Genomic DNA, 18,335 nt, shown 5'->3' with positions numbered 1-18,335 from the left:
CATGAAAAACTTTGCACTAATTGGTGCCGCTGGCTACATCGCCCCGCGCCACATGCGTGCCATCAAAGACACAGGCAACTGTTTAACTGCAGCCTTTGATGTCAACGACTCGGTCGGCATTATCGACAGTCTGGCCCCTGAGGCTGATTTTTTCACCGACTTCGAGTGCTTTTACGAGCACGCACAGACGTTGCGCCGCCGACCCCATCAAGCGCTGGACTATGTGGTGGTGTGCTCCCCCAATCATCTACACCACGCTCACATTGCCGCAGGCTTGCGCCTAGGCTGCGACGTTATTTGCGAAAAGCCACTGGTCCCCACGCCCGCACTGGTGGACGAACTAGCGTGTGTGGAACGCGAGACCGGCCAGCGCGTTTTCAACATCCTGCAACTGCGCCACCATGAGGCGATTGTTCAGCTGCGCAACAAGGTGTCTGCAGCCCCACTAAACACCAAGTTCGATGTGGACCTAACCTACATCACCTCACGTGGCAAATGGTACGCCACGAGTTGGAAGGGTGATCCACGCAAATCGTTCGGGGTTGCCACCAACATCGGGGTGCATTTCTTCGACATGCTGCACTTCATTTTCGGTCCACTCCAGTACAACCGCGTGCACTACCTCAGTGAGACAAAAGCTGGTGGATATCTTGAATACCAAGGCGCTCGGGTGCGTTGGTTTCTCTCCGTCGACGCAAGCGATCTACCCGCCAGCGTTCAAGGAAAAAAAGCCACCTACCGCAACATTGATGTCAGCGGCGAGCCGTTGGAATTCTCGGAAGGTTTTACCGACCTGCACACGATCAGCTACCAGGAAATTTTGGCAGGCAATGGCTATGGCCTGAAAGACGCACGCCACTGCATAGAAACGGTGCACAGCATCCGCACTTCCACGCCACGGGTCGGCGGCCCCGGCGAAGTGCATCCGTTCGTGATCAAGTTGTCCCGATGAGAGCACCGCAATGAACGCAACCACCATCCACCCCAGCGCCATCGTGGATGAAGGCGCAGTCATTGGAGAGGGCTCCCGCATCTGGCACTGGGTGCACATCTGCGGCGGTGCGCGCATCGGTAAAGGCGTTTCGCTGGGCCAGAACGTTTTTGTGGGCAACCGGGTGGTGATTGGCGACCACTGCAAGATCCAGAACAACGTCAGCGTGTACGACAACGTAACTCTCGAAGATGGTGTGTTTTGCGGGCCGAGCATGGTGTTCACCAACGTACACAACCCTCGCGCATTCGTTGAACGCAAAAGCCAATACCGCAATACACGGGTCAAACATGGCGCCACCCTGGGTGCCAACTGCACCATCGTATGTGGCACCACTATTGGCGAATACGCTTTTGTGGGCGCTGGCGCCGTGGTTAACAAAGATGTGCCGGCCTACGCACTGGTAGTAGGCGTACCCGCACTGCAGATTGGGTGGATAAGTGAATTTGGTGAGCAACTTGCGCTCCCCCTGGCGGGCTACGGCGAAGCCACCTGCCCACATACAGGGGCTCGCTATGTGCTCCACGATCAAACAATTACCAAACTCTCTATATAGATTAATGATTGATTTCGTCGACCTCAAGGCCCAGCAGGCGCGCATCAAAAGCGAGATCGACGCCGCCATGGCCCGCGTGCTTGCGCACGGCCAGTACATATTAGGGCCCGAAGTGGCCGAGCTGGAAGAAAAGCTGACCGCCTACACCGGCGCCAAACACTGCATCACCGTCGCCAATGGCACCGACGCGCTGCAAATCGCTCAGATGGCACTAGGCATTGGCCCTGGCGACGAAGTCATCACCCCCGGATTCACGTACATTGCCACTGCTGAGACCGCAGCGCTTCTGCGCGCAAAGCCCGTGTACGTGGACATCGACCCGCGCACCTACAACCTGAATCCTGCCCTGCTAGAAGCAGCTATCACCCCGCGTACCAAAGCGATCATCCCCGTCAGCCTGTACGGTCAATGTGCTGACTACGACGCCATCAACGCGATCGCTCAAAAACATGGCGTTACCGTCGTGGAAGACGCGGCTCAAAGCTTTGGTGCTACCTACAAAGGTCGCAAAAGCTGCAACCTCACCCCCATTTCCTGCACCAGCTTCTTCCCTAGCAAGCCCTTAGGCTGCTATGGCGACGGTGGTGCCATCTTCACCAACGACGACGAGTTGGCAAAGATCATCCGCCAGATCGCCCGCCACGGCCAAGACCGTCGCTATCACCATGTCCGAGTAGGCGTTAATAGTCGGCTGGACACACTGCAAGCCGCTGTCTTGCTATCCAAGCTAGCCATCCTAGATGAAGAAGTTGCTGCACGCCAACAAGCAGCCAAGCGTTACACACAGCTGTTGAACCACGCCGGCATCACCAGCACTCCACACGTCGAGGAGGAGAACCAAAGCGCCTGGGCTCAATACACCGTGCAAGTGCACCACCGCGAACAAGCACAAGAACGAATGCGGCAAGCAGGCATACCCACTGTGGTGCATTACCCCATACCGCTGAACCAGCAACCAGCGGTAGCAGATACCAATGCCTCTCTACCCGTTGGGGACAACGTAGCGAAAAAAGTGATCAGCCTCCCCATACACCCATATCTGGATAATGCCAGCATAGACCTGATTGCTCAAGCATTGGTGCGTGCAATGTAAGCGCTAAATATATACGAACAAAATGTGCGACAAAATCTCCCTGGAAGGATCGTTACTAATGCAAGATATCTGATCGCAACATTTAAGCGCACTGAACATATTCAGCGGTAGTTCAGCTGCATCGAATTTGAAATGCTGCAACCTACCGTGAATAAGCGTCATCGTCTGCACGCCCCAACTTCCGACGCAAAGTAATTTTGACTAGCTAACCGGACGAAGCGTTTTGACCACGCAATTTATCACTCCACAAGTGCAAGAACACCAAGCCACTGATGTGCCCCCACTATGAAAAAAGGCTTGCTGCGCGCTACGCTCATGCTGCTGACAGGCAGCGTGCTTGCTCACGCACTACCCATCTTGCTCGGGCCATTCCTCACACGGCTTTACACGCCTGAAGACTTCGGTCAGTACGCACTGCTCTGGGCAGTGGTCACCAACTTGGCCGTGATGGCCTGTGTGCGTTACGAGTTCGCGTTACCACTCGAAAAAACTCCACGCGGCGCCGCCCTACTGATGGCACTGTGTGCGCGCTTGTTGTTCGCCGCCACAGTGGTATCAGCGCCCGTGGCAGTTCTGCTGGTTTTCTGGCGGGACATGCCCTTGGCCTGGCTAGTGCCCGCAGGCGTGCTGAGCATTGGAGCAACCCAGTGGCTTACGCTCTGGAGCACGCGGACGCAGCGCTTCAGTCTACTTACGTGGGCACGCCTGTTGCAACAAGGAGGGGGGACCTTGCTACAGATGTTGCTGGGCCTACTCAAGGTAGGGCCTGTGGGACTGATGCTGGGCCCCATCGTTGCAGGCTTGTGCTCCGCCTGGCTGCTAGCAAGGCCAGCTCCGCAGGGTGGCTGGCGGCGGCTGAGGAGTCAACCGCTGACCCGTATTAAGGCCATGGCAACACGTCACCGAAACTTTCCGCTTTACAACACACCGCACGCTTTCATTGGTGCGCTCCAAGACACGCTAACCCTTCTGCTCATCGCTGCCTGGGCCGGAGATGCGGCTGCCGGCTTCTGGGCTCTGGCGCTGCGCTACCTGAAGGCCCCCGCCACGTTGCTGGGGAGCGCGTTATCGCAGACGCTCTACCCGCAGCTACTGCAGGCACGCAGCGCGGCCGAAGCGCGGGGTTTGGTGCGCCGCACCATTGCGGTGCTGACCCTCTTGGCAGCGCCGCTGACAGCCGTCCTGCTTTTCTGGGGGCCCGGTTTGTTCACCTGGGTTTTCGGTACGCAATGGAGTGATGCTGGCACGCTGGCCAGCGGCTTGGGCATTTACATAGGCCTGCACTTCATTGCTTCTCCGCTCTCAGTAGTAACACTGGCTTGGCACGCCCAGCCCTGGGCGTTACGGATCTCCCTCGTAGGACAGATCCTGTTCTTCGTCGGGCTGGCCACAGGCCTCCACTGGGGAGGACTTGCTGGTGCGGCCTGGGGTGTCTCTGCCGCTATGGCTACGTACTTCCTTTACTATCTCCAGGCCCTTGCCACCTGGAGCGACATTCCCCATGAGAGCCTTTCTTAACCGCTTGCGCCGCTGGCTCTGGCGGCAGCTCTTTTTCCGCATGGTGTTCGGCGAGCAAGGCCGCGCTGGCCCTTACCTACCCCAAACCCGCATAGCCCCCAGCACCTGCATCGAGGGAGAAGCTGGGCTGGAACTGGCCGACCATGTGTTCATAGGTCAGTTCAACTTCCTAGACGCTACTGCCGGGCTGCGCATTGGGGAAGGCGTACAGATCACCAACTTCGTCAGCATTGTCACGCACAGCTCGCACCGTAGCATTCGGCTGCTCGGCAGGGCCTATGCAAGCTACGAGGGCACGGCACCCGGTTATGTGCGCTCGCCCATCGTCATCGGCGCCTACAGCTTCATTGGCCCGCACAGCGTGGTCGAGGCAGGCAGCCACATCGGCAAGGGCGTGGTAGTTTGCGCCCATTCCCGCATTCGCGGTCATGTGCCGGATTTCGCCATATTGGCCGGCTCGCCTGCCCGCGTCATCGGTGACGTCCGACTAGGTGACGCCCAGCTGCTTGAGCGGCACCCCGAACTGGCATCGCACTACGCAGCCTGGGCTGGTGAGTTACCTCTGGCGGAGCCGGTGCATGACTGACCGCCGCCACCTATGCCTGCTGGGCGACGCCAGCAGCCCGCACACCCGACGCTGGGCGCTGGAAATGCGCGCGCGCGGCTGGCGTGTCTCTCTCATCACGGCACGCCCCGAGCCGCTTGATGGCGTGGAGCAATACATCCTACCGCCGGTTCAGCGTCCAACCGACTGGCTGCTACGCGCATCCGCAGCGCGCCGCTATGTGAATGAACTGTCACCCAACATCGTGCACGCCCACTATGTCACATCCTACGGTTACTTGGCTGCGCGCTGCGCCCACCATCCGTTGGTGATGACAGCCTGGGGTAGCGACCTGCTCGTCACGCCACATACCCGCCCGTGGATGCGTTGGCTCACCGGCTGGACCCTGCGCCGCGCCGACCTCATCACAGGCGACTCGATCGACCTTGTAGAAGCCGCACTGCAGTACCACCCGCGGGCCCCAGTGCACGAAGTCCACTGGGGCGTAGATCGCACACGCTTTTCCCCAGCGCCCTGGGAAAGCAAGGATTGCCTGCATATCGTAAGTCTGAGGGCCTGGGAACCAAATTATCAGATAAGCACGCTAATCGATGCCTTCGCAATTCTGTGCGTTCAGTTACTTGACGTACCCATGCGCCTCCACCTGCTCGGCGGAGGCTCACTCGAACCAGCACTGCGCTCAAAGGTGCATGCACATGGACTAGCGCAGAACGTAATTTTCCATGGCCGCCTAGACGATGCGGGCATGGCTGCCGTACTGGCGCGCTGTAAGATTTCCATATCCGTGCCCATAAGCGATGCGACCTCTGTGGCCATGCTCGAGAGTATGGCCTGTGGACTAGCCGTGGTGGCCAGCGATTTACCTGCCAATCGGCAGTGGATAGACCCCGAGCTGCTGGTGCCCGCCGGCGATGTATCAGCTCTAGCCCGAGTTTTGCTTCGGCTTGCCAGCGATGATGCGCAGGCTCGCAAGACCGGCGAGCGCAACGTCGAGCGCATAGCTCGGGACGGCGACCGCAAGACGCAAATGGACAGTATCGACCAGCTCTACCGAAAGCTCATGGTTTAAGCGTCCAAGCAACTGCTGGCCTTGCATTAGGCATGAAAATTCTCTACCTCAACCACTACGCGGGCTCGCCCTCATTGGGCATGGAATATCGGCCGTATTACCTCGCACGCGAATGGGTGCGAGCTGGGAATGAGGTCGCTATCGTCGCGGCCACGTTCTCTCACGTACGCACGAAACAACCGCAAAAGGCACGCGAAGAAGTGGACGGAATTGCATACCTCTGGCTGCCCACCCCTACATACCGAGGCAATGGGCTGGGCCGGGTAAAGAATATTTGGAGTTTTTTGCACCAAGTGTGGCAACTGGCGCCTACGCTAGCGACGAAATACAAGCCCGACGTGGTAATTGCGTCCAGCACATATCCCATGGATATTTGGGTTGCAAGGCACATTGCCCAGATGGCAAAAGCCAAATTGATTTATGAGGTGCACGACCTCTGGCCAGCCTCGCCAATGGAGCTGTCTGGCATGCCGTGGTGGCACCCTTTCATTCTCTTGTGCCAAAAGGCAGAAAACGACGCCTACCGTGATTCGAACTATGTGGTATCCATGCTGCCAAATGTGGCGGAACACATGGCCCAACATGGGCTGGATCTTCGCAAGCTGCGCATCGTGCCCAATGGCATATCACCAGAGGAATGGGCCGATGCGCCGGCACCGCTGGCAGGCCCACTGACACATCACCTGAATTTACTGAAAGCAGCCGGCAAAACCATCGTCGGCTATGCCGGCTCACATGGTTTACCTAATGCACTGGACGTACTTTTAGACGCTGCTGCAATGCTGCGCAATTCGTCGCTGTCATTCATCTTGGTGGGGGATGGTCACGAAAAAGCGCGGTTAGCGCAACGAATACGCAATGAAGGTCTAAGCAATGTTTCACTGTTTGACCCGGTTCCCAAGTCACAGATACCTGCGTTGTTGGCGCACTTCGATATTGCCTATATTGGCTGGCAACGGACGCCACTCTATCGGTTCGGCATAGCGCCCAACAAACTCATGGATTACATGATGGCGGGGTGCGCCATTCTCCATTCGGTAGAGGCAGGAAATGACCCCGTAACAGAGGCTGACTGCGGATTGACCGTGGCGCCAGAATCACCCCAAGCCGTTGCCCAAGGCTTGCTTCAACTTGCAGCGGCCACACCTCAGCAGCGCCAGGACATGGGCCAACGGGGGCGGGCTTTTGTATTGGCGCGTCACACCTACCCTGTACTTGCGCAGCAGTTTCTGGAAGTTATGGCATGACCACTTCAGATGAGCTCAACGCAGTCACCAGCAGATATTCCCGTCGCTCACACAGTAATAAACGGTACAGCTTTCTGCGCCCGGAGGTTTATTTGGGTGTGCAGGAGCGTCAACGTGCCATGTTGAAAATGTTCAGTCAGCACGGCACAACTGACCTAGCCACGCTCCGTCTGCTGGAGGTAGGCTGCGGCACAGGTGGTAACTTGCTGGAACTCCTGCGAATCGGTTTCGAGCCACAACACCTCAGAGGTATTGAGTTGCTGCCCGACCGTTTCCGACAAGCGCGCAACACGCTGCCGTTACAGCTGGAACTCTTGGAGGGTGATGCATCCCAAGCAGCCATTGCGCCTGAATCCCAGGACATTGTTCTGGTTTCCACAGTTTTTTCTTCGCTACTAGATGATCACTTTCAGCAACATCTGGCCGCTACTTTGTGGCAGTGGATCAAGCCAGGCGGTGCTGTCCTCTGGTACGACTTCACATTTAACAACCCACGAAATGCTGACGTTCGTGGTGTGCCTCTTAGCCGTGTGAAAGCACTCTTCCCCCAAGCCAAGATGAGCGCTCGGCGCATCACACTGGCTCCGCCGATAGCTCGCCGTGTGGCGCCCGTTCATCCCATGCTCTACACCTTGTTCAACAGCCTCCCATGGCTGCGTACACACATCCTCTGCTGGATAGCCAAGTCATGAGCCAGCCTTTCCTCCCTTTCGCCCGCCCTGACATTGGCGACGTCGAAATCGCCGCTGTCACCGAGGCCATGCGCTCCGGCTGGGTCACCACCGGCCCCGTCACGCGCCAGTTTGAACAGAACTTTGTGGACTACCTGGGCGGCGGGCTGCACGGCGTGGCCGTGAATTCGGCCACGGCAGGTTTGCACCTGGCGCTGGAGGCTCTGGGCCTTGGCCCAGGGGATGAGGTGATTGCCCCCACGCTCACCTTCACCGCCACCGTCGAAGTGGTGCGCTACCTGGGGGCCGACGCGGTGCTGGTGGATGTGGACCCGGTCACGCTGAACACCGACCCAGAAAAGATCCGTGCCGCCATCACGCCCCGCACCAAAGCCATCGTGCCCGTGCACTACGGTGGCCTGGCGTGCGACATGGATGCGATCCTCACCATCGCCAAAGAACACGGCTTGAAGGTGGTGGAAGACGCGGCCCATGCATTGCCCACCACCTGGCGCGGCGCGCTGGTGGGGCAGTTGCAGTCAGACGTGACGGTGTTCAGCTTCTACGCCAACAAAACCATCACCACCGGCGAAGGCGGCATGGTAGTGACGCGCGACGCAGCCCTGGCCCAGCGCATGCGCGTGATGCGCCTGCACGGCATGAACCGCGATGCGTTTGACCGCTTTACTTCGAAAACCCCGGCGTGGTACTACGAGGTCGTAGCGCCGGGCTTCAAATACAACATGACGGACGTAGCCGCCGCCATGGGCGTAAAGCAGCTGGAGAGGTTGCCGCAATTCTTGCAACGGCGTCAGACCCTCGCCCACCGGTATCACGAACAGCTCGCACAACTGCCGCTGACCTTGCCCGCCAGCGCGCCACATGGCGACACCCATGCCTGGCACTTGTATGTCATCCGGATAAGAGCCGATGCACCGCTGGGGCGTGACGAGGTCATCCAGGCACTGTCGGATCGGGGTATCGGTACAAGTGTGCACTATGTCCCCCTGCACCGACACCCATACTGGCGCGACCGGTATCAGCTGACCCCCGCGATGTTTCCTGTGGCCGATGCGGCCTACCAGTCGATGATCAGCATTCCCCTGTTTACCGCCATGAGCGACAACGACCAGGAGCGTGTGATTGCAGCTTTGCAAGAGGTGCTGGGCTGACCATGCCCAAGCGGTTGTTCGACCTGGTATTTGCTGCGCTTGGGCTGGTGTTGCTCACGCCTTTGCTGCTGGCCGTGGTGCTGTGGGTGGTGTGCGACTCACCCGGCCCTGCGCTCTTTCGCCAACAGCGCGTAGGACGCGCAGGCAAGCCGTTTCACATCTACAAGTTCCGCACCATGCACCAGCGTGCAGAAGCACATGGCCCCGCCATTACGATCGGTGCCGACGCCCGCATTACGCGCGCTGGTTACTGGCTGCGGCGTACCAAAGCAGATGAACTGCCGCAGCTGGTGAATGTGCTGCTGGGCCAGATGAGCCTCGTTGGACCACGGCCTGAGGTGCCTCACTATGTCGCGCTTTACCCCAATGACCTGCGGGAGCTAATACTCAGTGTGCGTCCGGGCATCACAGACCACGCATCCATCGAATTCCGCGACGAAAGCACCTTGCTGGGCCAAAGCAGCGACCCCGAGCGCACGTATGTCGAGGAGATTCTCCCCGTTAAGTTGCACTACGCGGCGCAGTACGCCCGCTCGCACACGCTGTGGGCGGATCTGAAAATCATCGCCAGAACCATATCCGCGCTTTGGGGCTACCACTCGTCCGGGGGCCGAGGACCTTCAGGCAGTGCGTAGCCGATAAAATCAACGGTTCGGCTGAACGCAGCCCTCCACTCCACGCTCCGCACCGACGGCACCTATGTCAGACCAAACCCACGCCCCCGCACCCCAGGACGACAACCAGCTCATCGCCGAGCGCCGCGAAAAGCTCCGCGCTCTGCGCGAAGCCCAGGCCAACGGCGGTAGCGTTGCTTTCCCCAACAACTTCAAGCCCGCCCACAAGGCGGCGCAGTTGCACCTGGAACACAGCGTAGCCACGAACGAGTCGCTGGAAGCCACGCCGGTGAACGTTTCCGTGGCTGGCCGCATGATGCTCAAGCGCGTGATGGGCAAGGCCAGCTTTGCCACGATCCAGGACGGCTCGCTGGGCGAGGTGGGAGGCCGCATCCAGCTGTATGTGACCCGCGACGCTGTGGGCGAGGACCTGTATGCCGCCTTCAAGCACTGGGATTTGGGCGACATTGTGGGCGCCGAAGGAACGCTCATGAAGACCAAGACCGGCGAGCTGTCGGTCAAGGTGACCAGCCTGCGCCTGCTCACCAAGAGCCTGCGCCCGCTGCCAGACAAGTTCCACGGCATGGCCGACCAGGAGCAGAAGTACCGCCAGCGCTATGTGGACCTGATCACCGACGAGCAGGCCCGCAAGCGCTTCGTGGCACGCAGCAAGGCCGTGAGCGGCCTGCGCGAGTTCATGGTGAGCCATGGCTTCCTCGAGGTCGAGACGCCCATGCTGCACCCCATCCCGGGCGGCGCCAATGCCAAGCCGTTTGTCACGCACCACAACGCGCTGGAGCAGGAGATGTTCCTGCGCATTGCGCCCGAGCTGTACCTCAAGCGCCTGATCGTGGGCGGCTTCGAGCGTGTGTTCGAGATCAACCGCAGCTACCGCAACGAAGGTATCTCGGTGCGCCACAACCCCGAGTTCACCATGATGGAGTTCTACGCGGCCTACTGGAACTACCTGGACCTGATGGACTTCACCGAGACGCTGATCCGTGAAGTGGCGCTCAAGGCCACGGGCTCTTTGCAGATGACCTACCAGGGCCGCGCGGTGGACCTGTCCCAGCCGTTTGCCCGCCTGACGATCCGTGAAGCCATCTTCCAGTACACCGAAGCCGGCGCCCATGTGGACGATGCAGCATGGCTCATCAGCGCGCTCAAGAAGCTGGGCATGACGGAAGAGAAGGAAAAGCTCTCCACCCGAACCCTGGCCAGCCTGCAGGTGCTGTATTTTGAAGAAACGGTGGAAGACAAGCTGTGGCAGCCCACCTTCATCATGGAGCACCCGACCGAGATCTCGCCGCTCGCCCGTGCCAACGACAACCGGCCGGAGGTGACCGAGCGCTTTGAGCTGTACATCACCGGCCGCGAGTTCGGTAACGGCTTCAGCGAGCTGAACGATGCCGAAGACCAGGCCGCACGCTTCCACGCCCAGGTGGCCGCCAAGGACAGTGGCGACGACGAAGCCATGTTCTACGACCACGACTTCGTGCGCGCACTGGAATACGGCATGCCACCGACGGGGGGTTGCGGCATCGGCATTGACCGCCTCATGATGCTGCTGACAGACAGCCCCAGCATTCGCGACGTGATCCTGTTCCCCGCGCTTCGCCGCGAGTCCTGAGGCCTGATTTGCGTCGGAGGGCGGTCTGCGACCGCCCCCTCTACCGGTCACCAGGCACCAAGGAGACATACCGTGCCCTTCAGCTCCAGCAACGCGCCCTACCCTGCCAACGAGCCCCTGCCTTCGGGCAATGCTTTTTCGGTACTGGTGGTCGAAGACCAGGGGTCCGTGCGCGCGGCGCTGGTGGCCGAACTGCGGCGGGCGGGGGTGTCAGACATCTTCGAGGCACCCGAGGGCCAGGCTGCGCTGCATCTGTTCAAGACCCACCGGCCCGATCTGGTGCTGCTGGACATCAAGCTGCCGGGCCAGGATGGCTACTGGGTGGCGCAGCAGATGCGTGAGAGCGAGGCGGGGGACTGGACGCCCATCATCTTCCTGTCGGGCCTGGACAACGAACTGGATGTGTGGCGCGGCATTGAGGTGGGGGGCGACGACTACCTGGTCAAACCCGTCAAGCCCATCGTGCTGATGGCCAAGCTGCGCGCCATGCGGCGGTTGCTGGACATGCGCCGACGGCTGGTGTCGATGTCGGCCGAGTTGCATGTCGCCAACCAGCGGCTCAACGAGATGGTGGAAATCGATGCGCTCACGGGCCTCGTCAACCGCCGCGGATTTGACCGCATCCTGCACAACGAGATCCTGGCTGCGCGACGCGACGGCACGCCGCTCACGCTGATGCTGTGCGATCTGGACCACTTCAAGCTTTTCAACGACGCCAGCGGCCACGTGCAAGGAGACGCCTGCCTGAAAGAGGTGGGCCGCCTGTTGCGCGAGGTCTGTGTGCGCCCCCGGGACGTGGCCTCGCGCTACGGGGGGGAAGAGTTCGCACTCATCCTGCCCAACACGCCCCGCTCCGGCGCCATGACCTTTGCACGCGCCCTCGGGCAGCTGCTCAAGGTGCGCGCCATTGCACACGCAGACTCCCCACTGGGCGACACACTGACCCTGTCGGGTGGCATCACCACCTGCGTGCCCGACGACAGCACCAACGCCGAGAGCATGATCATGCGGGCCGACCAGGCGCTCTATGCCGCCAAGGCCCAGGGCCGCAACCGCTTCTTCAGTTTTGAAATGCAAATGGACACCGTGGAGCAATTGCGCAATTGAGTTTCTTCCACTTCTTCTCGTTCGACGCGACTGAACGCAACGCCCGTACCGCCGTCTCCCGGATGCAAGTTCTGAAAACCCGACTGCCCGAGTGGATGCAGGACTGGCTTGAGGTCATCATTCCTGGCTCGCAGATCCTGCTGATTCTGTTTGTCGCCTGGCTGTTGCAGCGCACACTGAGGCGCCTGGTGCGCCGTGCCAGCGCCCACTACCAGTTGCCCAATGAACTGCTGGTGCCCATCAACGGCCTGATCCGCTGGCTCATCATTGCCAGCGCCGCGCTACTGGTGCTGGAGCGCATGGGGGTGTCGGCCACGGTGCTCTGGACCGCCTTCACCGGTTTTGCCACTGTGGGTGCCGTCGCGTTCTTCGCGGCCTGGAGCGTGCTGTCCAACCTGTTTTGTGCGCTGCTGATCTTCACCGTGCGGCCCTTCAAGATCGGCGACTACATCGAGGTGCTGGACACCGCAGAGAAGCCTGGCGCCAAGGGGCGCGTGGTGGACATCAACCTGCTTTACACCACGCTGGAAGACCACGGCGCAGCCACCGGTCACACGGCCTGGCTGCAGATTCCGAATGCGCTGGTGTTCCAGCGCGTGGTACGCAGGTTTCAGGGGGTACCGCCGCCCCCTGCCCCGCCTGCGGCCACTGCGGATGCGGTAGCCAATGCCTCACCGGCCGCACCGACACCTGTGACGCCAGGGCCCTTCAACACGCCCTAGTGGGTAACCGCGCGGCACCGCAAGGGGTGGCGCCGTACCGGACACACCACCACACGCAGGTCAGGGCAACAGGTCCAGCGCCTGCAGGTAGGCAGGCTGGTACATCAGTTCATCCCAGGCTTGCGGCAGGGTTTCGGGCAGCAGCGCCAGGCGGCGGGATTCGCTGTCCACACTGGGCTGCCAGCGCCCCTGGTTGCGGGCGTTGTCGAGGCCCGTGATGAGTTCGTCCACCGCCTTGCCATCGCCCACGCTCTGGTTGCACAGCAGCACCAGGTCGCAACCCGCTTCCAACGCCGCCACGGCGGCATCGGTGTAGCTGACCACCTGACCGTCCAGGCGGCGGGCCCCTTCCATGCTGAGGTCGTCGCTGAAGATCGCGCCGTCAAAACGCATCTGACGGCGCAGGATGTCTTGCAGCCAGCGCTGCGAGAAACCGGCGGGGCGGCTGTCCACCTTGGGGTAGATCACATGGGCCGGCATCACACTGGTGAGCGTGCTGCTGAGCCAGGGGTAAGGCGCCGCATCGTCGGCCAGGATGGCCTTGAGGCTGCGCTTGTCTACGGGTACCTCGGTGTGCGAGTCGGCCTTGACAAAGCCGTGGCCAGGGAAGTGTTTGCCGCAGTTGGCCATGCCGGCCTGCAGCAGGCCGTGCATGAGGCTCTTGGCCAGCAGCGCCACCACACGGGGGTCGCGGTGGAAGGACCGGTCTCCGATGACTCCGCTTTCGCCCCAATCCAGATCGAGCACGGGTGTGAAGCTGAAGTCCACACCGCAGGCGCGCAATTCGGTACCCAGCACATAACCCGCCGCCGTGGCCGCATTGGTGGCGCGCAGGGCGCCGCTGCCGGGCACAGCCTTGGCGCCCTTGCCGTCATCCATCCACATCTCTCCCAGCGCGCGCATGGGCGGCAGATGGGTGAAACCATCGGTGCGAAAGCGCTGCACGCGGCCGCCTTCGTGGTCTACACAGATCAACAGGTCGTCGCGCACGGCCTTGATGCTGCTGGTGAGCTGCAGCAGCTGTGCGCGGTTTTCCCAGTTGCGGGCAAACAGGATGACACCACCTGTGAGTGGGTGCGCCAGGCGGCGGCGGTCATCGGCATTGAGGGTGGTGCCAGCGACGTCGAGGATCAGGGGTGCGTGTTCAGTCATGGGACGTTTCAAGGGTCAATTGCTACTCAATTGATAGCTATAAGCACATATGAATCATGCGCTTCAAGGTAATTTGGTTTGGATTTTTTCTACCACACAGAAGCTGGCGGCGTAGTCGGTTTCGTCGGTCACGCTTAGGTGCGCCTGCAAGCCCTGGGCCTCAAACCATTCCTTGAGCGCGCCGTGCAGCACGATGACAGGCTGACCGCTGCGTAGCTTGGCGACCTCGCAGTGGCGCCAGGTCATCGGCATGCGCATGCCCAGGCCGATCGCCTTGCCGAAAGCCTCCTTGGCCGAGAACCGGGTGGCCAGGTAGCGCAAACCCCGGTCGGGCCAGCGCGCGCTCCGTTCACGCCAGGTGGCCAGTTCGCCCTCGGCCAGCACCTTTTCAGCAAAGCGGTCGCCGTGGCGCGCCAGGCTGGCCGCGATGCGGCGCACATCGCAGATGTCGGTGCCGATGCCGTAGATCATGAAATTTCAATCAAAATGGCTAGAAGCGCTAGTGAAACATGCCTCTGCAGCTATCAAATCAGGAGTTTCCTGCGCCCACAAAGCCCTGGGCAATGCAGTCCAGGTACGCCTGCACGGTTGCGGCGTAGCCCAGCTCCAGCGCATCGGCAATCAGCGCATGGCCAATCGAGACCTCCAGAACGCCCGGCACTTCGCGCACAAAAGCCGCAAGGTTGTCCCGGTTGAGGTCATGGCCAGCGTTGACGCCCAATCCGACATCCAGCGCAGCCTGGGAGGCTGCGGCATAGCGTTTGAGCTCGGCCGCCTGCTGCGCCGAGCCCCAGGCGGCGGCATAGGGCTCGGTGTACAGCTCCACCCGGTCGGCTCCCACGGCCTTGGCCGCAGCCATTTGCTCGGGGACCGGGTCCATGAAGAGGCTCACGCGCACACCCAATGCCTTACATTCGGCCACCAGGGGCGCCAGGCGCTCGGCATCTTGCGGAAAGCTCCAGCCGTGGTCGCTGGTGAACTGGTCCTCGCTGTCGGGCACAAAAGTCGCCTGCTGAGGGCGCACCTGGCGAATGAAATCCATCAGGTTCTGCGACGGGTTGCCCTCGATGTTGTATTCGCGGTCGGGCCAGGCCTTCATCAGGGTTGCCAGCTCATGCACGTCCTGGCCGCGAATGTGGCGTTCGTCGGGCCGGGGGTGCACCGTGATGCCCTGCGCACCCGCTTGCAGGCACAACTCGGCCGCGCGGGTGACGCTGGGAATGCCCAGGTGTCGCGTGTTGCGCACCAAGGCCACCTTGTTGACGTTGACTGACAAGGCGGTGCGCTGGGGAGAGTGAGAGGATGGATTCATAGGGCCTGCAAATCAATCATGAGCTGGCGGGTGCGCAGCGTCGGGCTGCCGCAATGGTATTGCAGCAGGGCACGCAGCTGCGGCTTGAGTTCGGTCGCCACGGGGGCACATGCGCGCAAGGTGGCGGTGTAGCTGGCCACGTCATCCAGGCCATGCTGCAGGGCCCGCCACTGGCTGCCCAGCAGGCCTGCGCGGTCCGCTGCCGACGCGGCACGCAAGCCGCCTTCGGGCACCAGGGTGTAGCGGGTGCCCGGCTCCAGGGGGGCGAAGGTCATGGTCTGCACGTCCAGTCCCGGCAAGAGGCCGATCTCGCGCAGGAGCAGCAGCTCAAAACTGCGCAGCACCGCCTCGAGCGCATCGCCATGCTCACTGGCCAGCACGCGCACCACTCCTGCATAGGCATCAAACAATGCCGGGTGCGGGTCTGCCCTCGCCAGCAGGCGCAGCAGCAGTTCATTGAGGTACATGCCCGACAGCAGCGCATCGCCCGTGGGCATCACATGCCCCCCCACCCATTCAGCGCCCTTGAGCGTGTGGATGTCCGCATGGCCATCGCCCGTGAGCGTGTAGGTCACCAGCAAGGGCTGCAGCGGCAGCAGCACCGGGCGGAAGTTGGAGCTGGGCTTCTTGGCCCCTTTGGCCACCAGTGCGGTCCGCCCTTGCTGGCGGCAGAAGACCTCCAGGATCAGGCTGGATTCGCTCCAGTCGTAGCTGTGCAGCACGAACGCAGGTTCATCAGAAATGCGCTTGGCTACGGCCACGGTGCTGCGGGGATGAATGGTACGGAGGGATCGCCCGTGACGCCTGCTGCGGGGTGTGTGCGCAGGAAGACGGGGAAGTCAGCTTTCGGGGCTTACTCGTAGCCGAAGGAGCGGACCCGGGCTTCGTCATCGGCCCAGCCGGAGCGGACCTTGACCCACAGCTCCAGGAACACCTTGGCGTCCATGAGCTTTTCCAGCTCCTGGCGGGCCTCGGTGCCAATGCGCTTCAGGCGCTCGCCCTTGTCGCCAATGACCATCATCTTGTGGTTGTCACGCTCCACCACGATGGTGGCGGCAATCTTGACCAGGCGTTTGTGCTGCTTGCTCTTTTCCTCATCGAACTTGTCGATGACCACGGTCGAGGTGTAGGGCAGTTCGTCGCCCGTGAAGCGAAACAGCTTCTCGCGCACGGTTTCAGAGGCCAGGAACCTCTCGCTGCGGTCGGTCAGTTCATCCTCGCCATACCACCAGGCCTGCTCGGGCAGGTATTTGGCGCAGATGCCAAACAAACGCTCGATGTCGCCTTTGTTCTTGGCCGACATGGGCACGAACTCGGCAAACGGATGGCGCTCCTGCATGCTCTTGAGCCAGGGGGCCAGCTCGGCACGGCGGTGCACCATGTCCAGCTTGTTGGCCACCAGCAGCGTGGGAATGCCCGGCTTGAACAGCGAAAGCACCTTGGCATCCGCCAGCGTGAAGTTGCCGGCTTCCACCACAAAAAGGATCAGGTCCACGTCGCCAATCGCGCCCATCACCGTCTTGTTCAGCGACTTGTTGAGTGCGGTGGCGTGCCGGGTCTGGAAGCCAGGGGTGTCCACAAAAATGAACTGCGTCTGGTCCAGGGTGCGAATGCCCGTGATGCGGTGGCGCGTTGTCTGCGCCTTGCGCGAGGTGATGCTGATCTTTTGCCCCACCAGGGCATTGAGCAGGGTGGACTTGCCCACGTTGGGCTTGCCAACAATGGCGATCACACCACAGCGTTGGCCGGGCACAGCCGCCGGAGCCCCCGCAGCAGCCAGCATGGCTTCCAGATCGTTTTGCACCGGGGCGCTTTCAGCACCCTGGTCAGCAGCTACATCTTTGGTAGCGTCATTCATAAATTCTTTGCTTTCAATGTGGCCAGCATGGCCGCGGCGGCGGCTTGCTCGCCTGCCCTGCGGGAACCGCCGATGCCACGCTCGGTCAGGCCCAGTTCGGGAATATCGCACTCGACGTCAAAGGTCTGGCGGTGGGCCGCACCCACCGTCGCGACCACCTTGTACTGCGGCAGCCTCATTTTGCGGCCCTGGAGCCACTCCTGCAACGCGGTTTTGGCGTCCTTGGATGCTGCCTGCATCTGCGGGTTGATCTCCACGCCCTGGAAAAGACGGTGCACCAGCGCTTCTGCGCTGGTGTAGCCAGCATCCAGATACACCGCCCCAATCAGGGCCTCCAACGCGTCCGCCAGGATGGAGGGGCGCTGCTGCCCCCCTGATTTCGCCTCACCCTCTCCGAGGCGCAGTACCTCTGAGACTTTGAGTCGCACCGCCAACTGGTGCAACGTGTCCTGCTTGACCAGATTGGCCCGCACCCGCGACAAGTCCCCCTCGGGCAAGGCAGACAAACGCTGGTACAGCAGGCTGGCTACCGCCAAGTTCAAAACGGAGTCGCCCAGAAATTCAAGCCGCTCGTTATGGTCCGCAGAGAAACTGCGGTGTGTAGTGGCACGCTGGAGCAGCGAAGGATCGGCAAACACATGCTGCAGGCGATCCTGCAGCGCTAAAAGACCGGGCTGCACCTAGTTGGTCTGCGCATCAAAGCGGTAGACCAGATAGGCTGGACCCGCCAGGGGAATCTCGCGCGAGTATTTGAACGACACCACCACCTTCTCGCCACGCTTGGTTACCTCAAGGTCGGCGCCCTTGATTGACCGAATGTCATCAATAGATGCCGCACGATCAAAAGCCGCCCGCACCCCGGGTACGGTGCTTTCCAACTTGGCTTTTTCAATTGCCTTTTTCGCCGAAGCGTACTCAAGGAAGATCGGAATTGATTGACCTCCGATAGCAAAAGCCGCCACGGCAATCAGCCCCACAAAAATCAGCCCAAAAAACGACAACCCGCGTTGGCTTGAGCGGCTTGCAGTGCGATATGTCTTCATCAATGACCCCCTCAA

Annotated in this window: 20 protein-coding genes; 13 read left to right on the top strand and 7 right to left on the bottom strand. The window is 61.1% G+C overall.

Features of this window, described 5'->3' with window-relative positions:
- The first annotated feature begins 1 nt into the window (after position 1).
- The 13 genes from AC07X4_RS13485 (at position 2) to AC07X4_RS13425 (ending at position 12,955) form a co-directional block, all read left to right on the top strand.
- Positions 2–952, top strand: coding sequence for a Gfo/Idh/MocA family oxidoreductase (locus tag AC07X4_RS13485; protein ID WP_494740347.1), 951 nt, complete (start codon positions 2–4; stop codon positions 950–952).
- 10 nt (positions 953–962) lie between these two features.
- Positions 963–1,547: an acyltransferase gene (locus AC07X4_RS13480; RefSeq protein ID WP_494740346.1), complete on the top strand. Its 585-nt coding sequence runs from the start codon at positions 963–965 to the stop codon at positions 1,545–1,547.
- Positions 1,548–1,551: 4 nt separating this feature from the next.
- Complete coding sequence (locus AC07X4_RS13475) at positions 1,552–2,640, top strand: DegT/DnrJ/EryC1/StrS family aminotransferase (protein ID WP_056061424.1); 1,089 nt, start codon at positions 1,552–1,554, stop codon at positions 2,638–2,640.
- A 285-nt stretch (positions 2,641–2,925) separates the two neighbouring features.
- Positions 2,926–4,158, top strand: a complete 1,233-nt coding sequence (locus AC07X4_RS13470) for a lipopolysaccharide biosynthesis protein (protein ID WP_494740345.1) — start codon at positions 2,926–2,928, stop codon at positions 4,156–4,158.
- Entirely contained in the window at positions 4,142–4,744 is a 603-nt protein-coding gene (locus tag AC07X4_RS13465) for an acyltransferase (RefSeq protein ID WP_494740344.1), read from the top strand. The genes AC07X4_RS13470 and AC07X4_RS13465 overlap by 17 nt, the downstream gene beginning before the upstream one ends.
- Entirely contained in the window at positions 4,737–5,792 is a 1,056-nt protein-coding gene (locus tag AC07X4_RS13460) for a glycosyltransferase (RefSeq protein ID WP_494740343.1), read from the top strand. Before AC07X4_RS13465 ends, AC07X4_RS13460 begins: the two co-directional genes overlap by 8 nt.
- 32 nt (positions 5,793–5,824) lie before the next feature.
- Positions 5,825–7,039 carry a glycosyltransferase family 4 protein gene (locus AC07X4_RS13455; protein WP_494740342.1) on the top strand — a complete coding sequence of 405 codons (1,215 nt, stop codon included), beginning with the start codon at positions 5,825–5,827 and terminating at the stop codon, positions 7,037–7,039.
- A complete protein-coding gene (locus tag AC07X4_RS13450; RefSeq protein ID WP_056061410.1) occupies positions 7,036–7,731 on the top strand; it encodes a class I SAM-dependent methyltransferase in 696 nt (231 codons plus the stop codon). The genes AC07X4_RS13455 and AC07X4_RS13450 overlap by 4 nt, the downstream gene beginning before the upstream one ends.
- Positions 7,728–8,882 (top strand): DegT/DnrJ/EryC1/StrS family aminotransferase, encoded by a 1,155-nt coding sequence (locus AC07X4_RS13445; protein ID WP_056061407.1) that lies wholly within the window; start codon positions 7,728–7,730, stop codon positions 8,880–8,882. Before AC07X4_RS13450 ends, AC07X4_RS13445 begins: the two co-directional genes overlap by 4 nt.
- 2 nt (positions 8,883–8,884) lie before the next feature.
- On the top strand, positions 8,885–9,517 hold the full coding sequence (locus AC07X4_RS13440) for a sugar transferase (RefSeq protein ID WP_494740341.1): 633 nt from the start codon (positions 8,885–8,887) through the stop codon (positions 9,515–9,517).
- 64 nt (positions 9,518–9,581) lie between these two features.
- Positions 9,582–11,126 (top strand): lysine--tRNA ligase, encoded by a 1,545-nt coding sequence (gene lysS / locus AC07X4_RS13435; protein ID WP_494740340.1) that lies wholly within the window; start codon positions 9,582–9,584, stop codon positions 11,124–11,126.
- A gap of 72 nt (positions 11,127–11,198) precedes the next feature.
- Positions 11,199–12,233 carry a GGDEF domain-containing response regulator gene (locus AC07X4_RS13430; RefSeq protein WP_436078011.1) on the top strand — a complete coding sequence of 345 codons (1,035 nt, stop codon included), beginning with the start codon at positions 11,199–11,201 and terminating at the stop codon, positions 12,231–12,233.
- A 62-nt stretch (positions 12,234–12,295) separates the two neighbouring features.
- Positions 12,296–12,955, top strand: a complete 660-nt coding sequence (locus AC07X4_RS13425) for a mechanosensitive ion channel family protein (protein ID WP_260666782.1) — start codon at positions 12,296–12,298, stop codon at positions 12,953–12,955.
- A gap of 60 nt (positions 12,956–13,015) precedes the next feature.
- On the opposite strand, the gene nagZ is transcribed toward AC07X4_RS13425, so the two are convergent.
- The 7 genes from nagZ to AC07X4_RS13390 form a co-directional block, all read right to left on the bottom strand.
- Entirely contained in the window at positions 13,016–14,107 is a 1,092-nt protein-coding gene (gene nagZ / locus AC07X4_RS13420) for a beta-N-acetylhexosaminidase (RefSeq protein ID WP_494740339.1), read from the bottom strand.
- A 63-nt stretch (positions 14,108–14,170) separates the two neighbouring features.
- On the bottom strand, positions 14,171–14,578 hold the full coding sequence (gene acpS / locus AC07X4_RS13415; protein WP_494740338.1) for a holo-ACP synthase: 408 nt from the start codon (positions 14,576–14,578) through the stop codon (positions 14,171–14,173).
- Between the two features lie 58 nt (positions 14,579–14,636).
- Complete coding sequence (locus AC07X4_RS13410; RefSeq protein WP_494740337.1) at positions 14,637–15,419, bottom strand: pyridoxine 5'-phosphate synthase; 783 nt, start codon at positions 15,417–15,419, stop codon at positions 14,637–14,639.
- A complete protein-coding gene (gene recO, locus AC07X4_RS13405; RefSeq protein WP_056061385.1) occupies positions 15,416–16,180 on the bottom strand; it encodes a DNA repair protein RecO in 765 nt (254 codons plus the stop codon). Before recO ends, AC07X4_RS13410 begins: the two co-directional genes overlap by 4 nt.
- Positions 16,181–16,272: 92 nt before the next feature.
- The gene (gene era / locus AC07X4_RS13400) at positions 16,273–17,277 is read right to left on the bottom strand and encodes a GTPase Era (protein ID WP_494740336.1); all 1,005 of its coding nucleotides are present in this window, start codon (positions 17,275–17,277) and stop codon (positions 16,273–16,275) included.
- Positions 17,274–17,957 carry a ribonuclease III gene (rnc, locus tag AC07X4_RS13395; RefSeq protein WP_108497139.1) on the bottom strand — a complete coding sequence of 228 codons (684 nt, stop codon included), beginning with the start codon at positions 17,955–17,957 and terminating at the stop codon, positions 17,274–17,276. Before rnc ends, era begins: the two co-directional genes overlap by 4 nt.
- Positions 17,958–18,320: a DUF4845 domain-containing protein gene (locus AC07X4_RS13390; RefSeq protein WP_056061375.1), complete on the bottom strand. Its 363-nt coding sequence runs from the start codon at positions 18,318–18,320 to the stop codon at positions 17,958–17,960.
- Between the last annotated feature and the right edge of the window lie 15 nt (positions 18,321–18,335).

The sequence above is a fragment of the Acidovorax sp. GW460-11-11-14-LB4 genome, assembly GCF_059423685.1.
The sequence above is the reverse complement of the archived record's forward strand: the minus strand, read 5'-3'. Positions and strand labels throughout refer to the sequence as shown.

Bases quoted from the DNA above. Each gene is read 5' to 3' on its own strand.
- acpS (WP_494740338.1), bottom strand. From the start codon at position 14,578: ATGATCTACGGCATCGGCACCGACATCTGCGATGTGCGCCGCATCGCG.
- AC07X4_RS13450 (WP_056061410.1), top strand. From the start codon at position 7,036: ATGACCACTTCAGATGAGCTCAACGCAGTCACCAGCAGATATTCCCGT.
- AC07X4_RS13465 (WP_494740344.1), top strand. From the start codon at position 4,142: ATGAGAGCCTTTCTTAACCGCTTGCGCCGCTGGCTCTGGCGGCAGCTC.
- AC07X4_RS13480 (WP_494740346.1), top strand. From the start codon at position 963: ATGAACGCAACCACCATCCACCCCAGCGCCATCGTGGATGAAGGCGCA.
- AC07X4_RS13445 (WP_056061407.1), top strand. From the start codon at position 7,728: ATGAGCCAGCCTTTCCTCCCTTTCGCCCGCCCTGACATTGGCGACGTC.
- AC07X4_RS13440 (WP_494740341.1), top strand. From the start codon at position 8,885: ATGCCCAAGCGGTTGTTCGACCTGGTATTTGCTGCGCTTGGGCTGGTG.
- lysS (WP_494740340.1), top strand. From the start codon at position 9,582: ATGTCAGACCAAACCCACGCCCCCGCACCCCAGGACGACAACCAGCTC.
- AC07X4_RS13485 (WP_494740347.1), top strand. From the start codon at position 2: ATGAAAAACTTTGCACTAATTGGTGCCGCTGGCTACATCGCCCCGCGC.
- era (WP_494740336.1), bottom strand. From the start codon at position 17,277: ATGAATGACGCTACCAAAGATGTAGCTGCTGACCAGGGTGCTGAAAGC.
- AC07X4_RS13390 (WP_056061375.1), bottom strand. From the start codon at position 18,320: ATGAAGACATATCGCACTGCAAGCCGCTCAAGCCAACGCGGGTTGTCG.
- AC07X4_RS13455 (WP_494740342.1), top strand. From the start codon at position 5,825: ATGAAAATTCTCTACCTCAACCACTACGCGGGCTCGCCCTCATTGGGC.
- AC07X4_RS13410 (WP_494740337.1), bottom strand. From the start codon at position 15,419: ATGAATCCATCCTCTCACTCTCCCCAGCGCACCGCCTTGTCAGTCAAC.
- AC07X4_RS13470 (WP_494740345.1), top strand. From the start codon at position 2,926: ATGAAAAAAGGCTTGCTGCGCGCTACGCTCATGCTGCTGACAGGCAGC.
- AC07X4_RS13475 (WP_056061424.1), top strand. From the start codon at position 1,552: ATGATTGATTTCGTCGACCTCAAGGCCCAGCAGGCGCGCATCAAAAGC.
- AC07X4_RS13425 (WP_260666782.1), top strand. From the start codon at position 12,296: ATGCAAGTTCTGAAAACCCGACTGCCCGAGTGGATGCAGGACTGGCTT.
- AC07X4_RS13460 (WP_494740343.1), top strand. From the start codon at position 4,737: ATGACTGACCGCCGCCACCTATGCCTGCTGGGCGACGCCAGCAGCCCG.
- nagZ (WP_494740339.1), bottom strand. From the start codon at position 14,107: ATGACTGAACACGCACCCCTGATCCTCGACGTCGCTGGCACCACCCTC.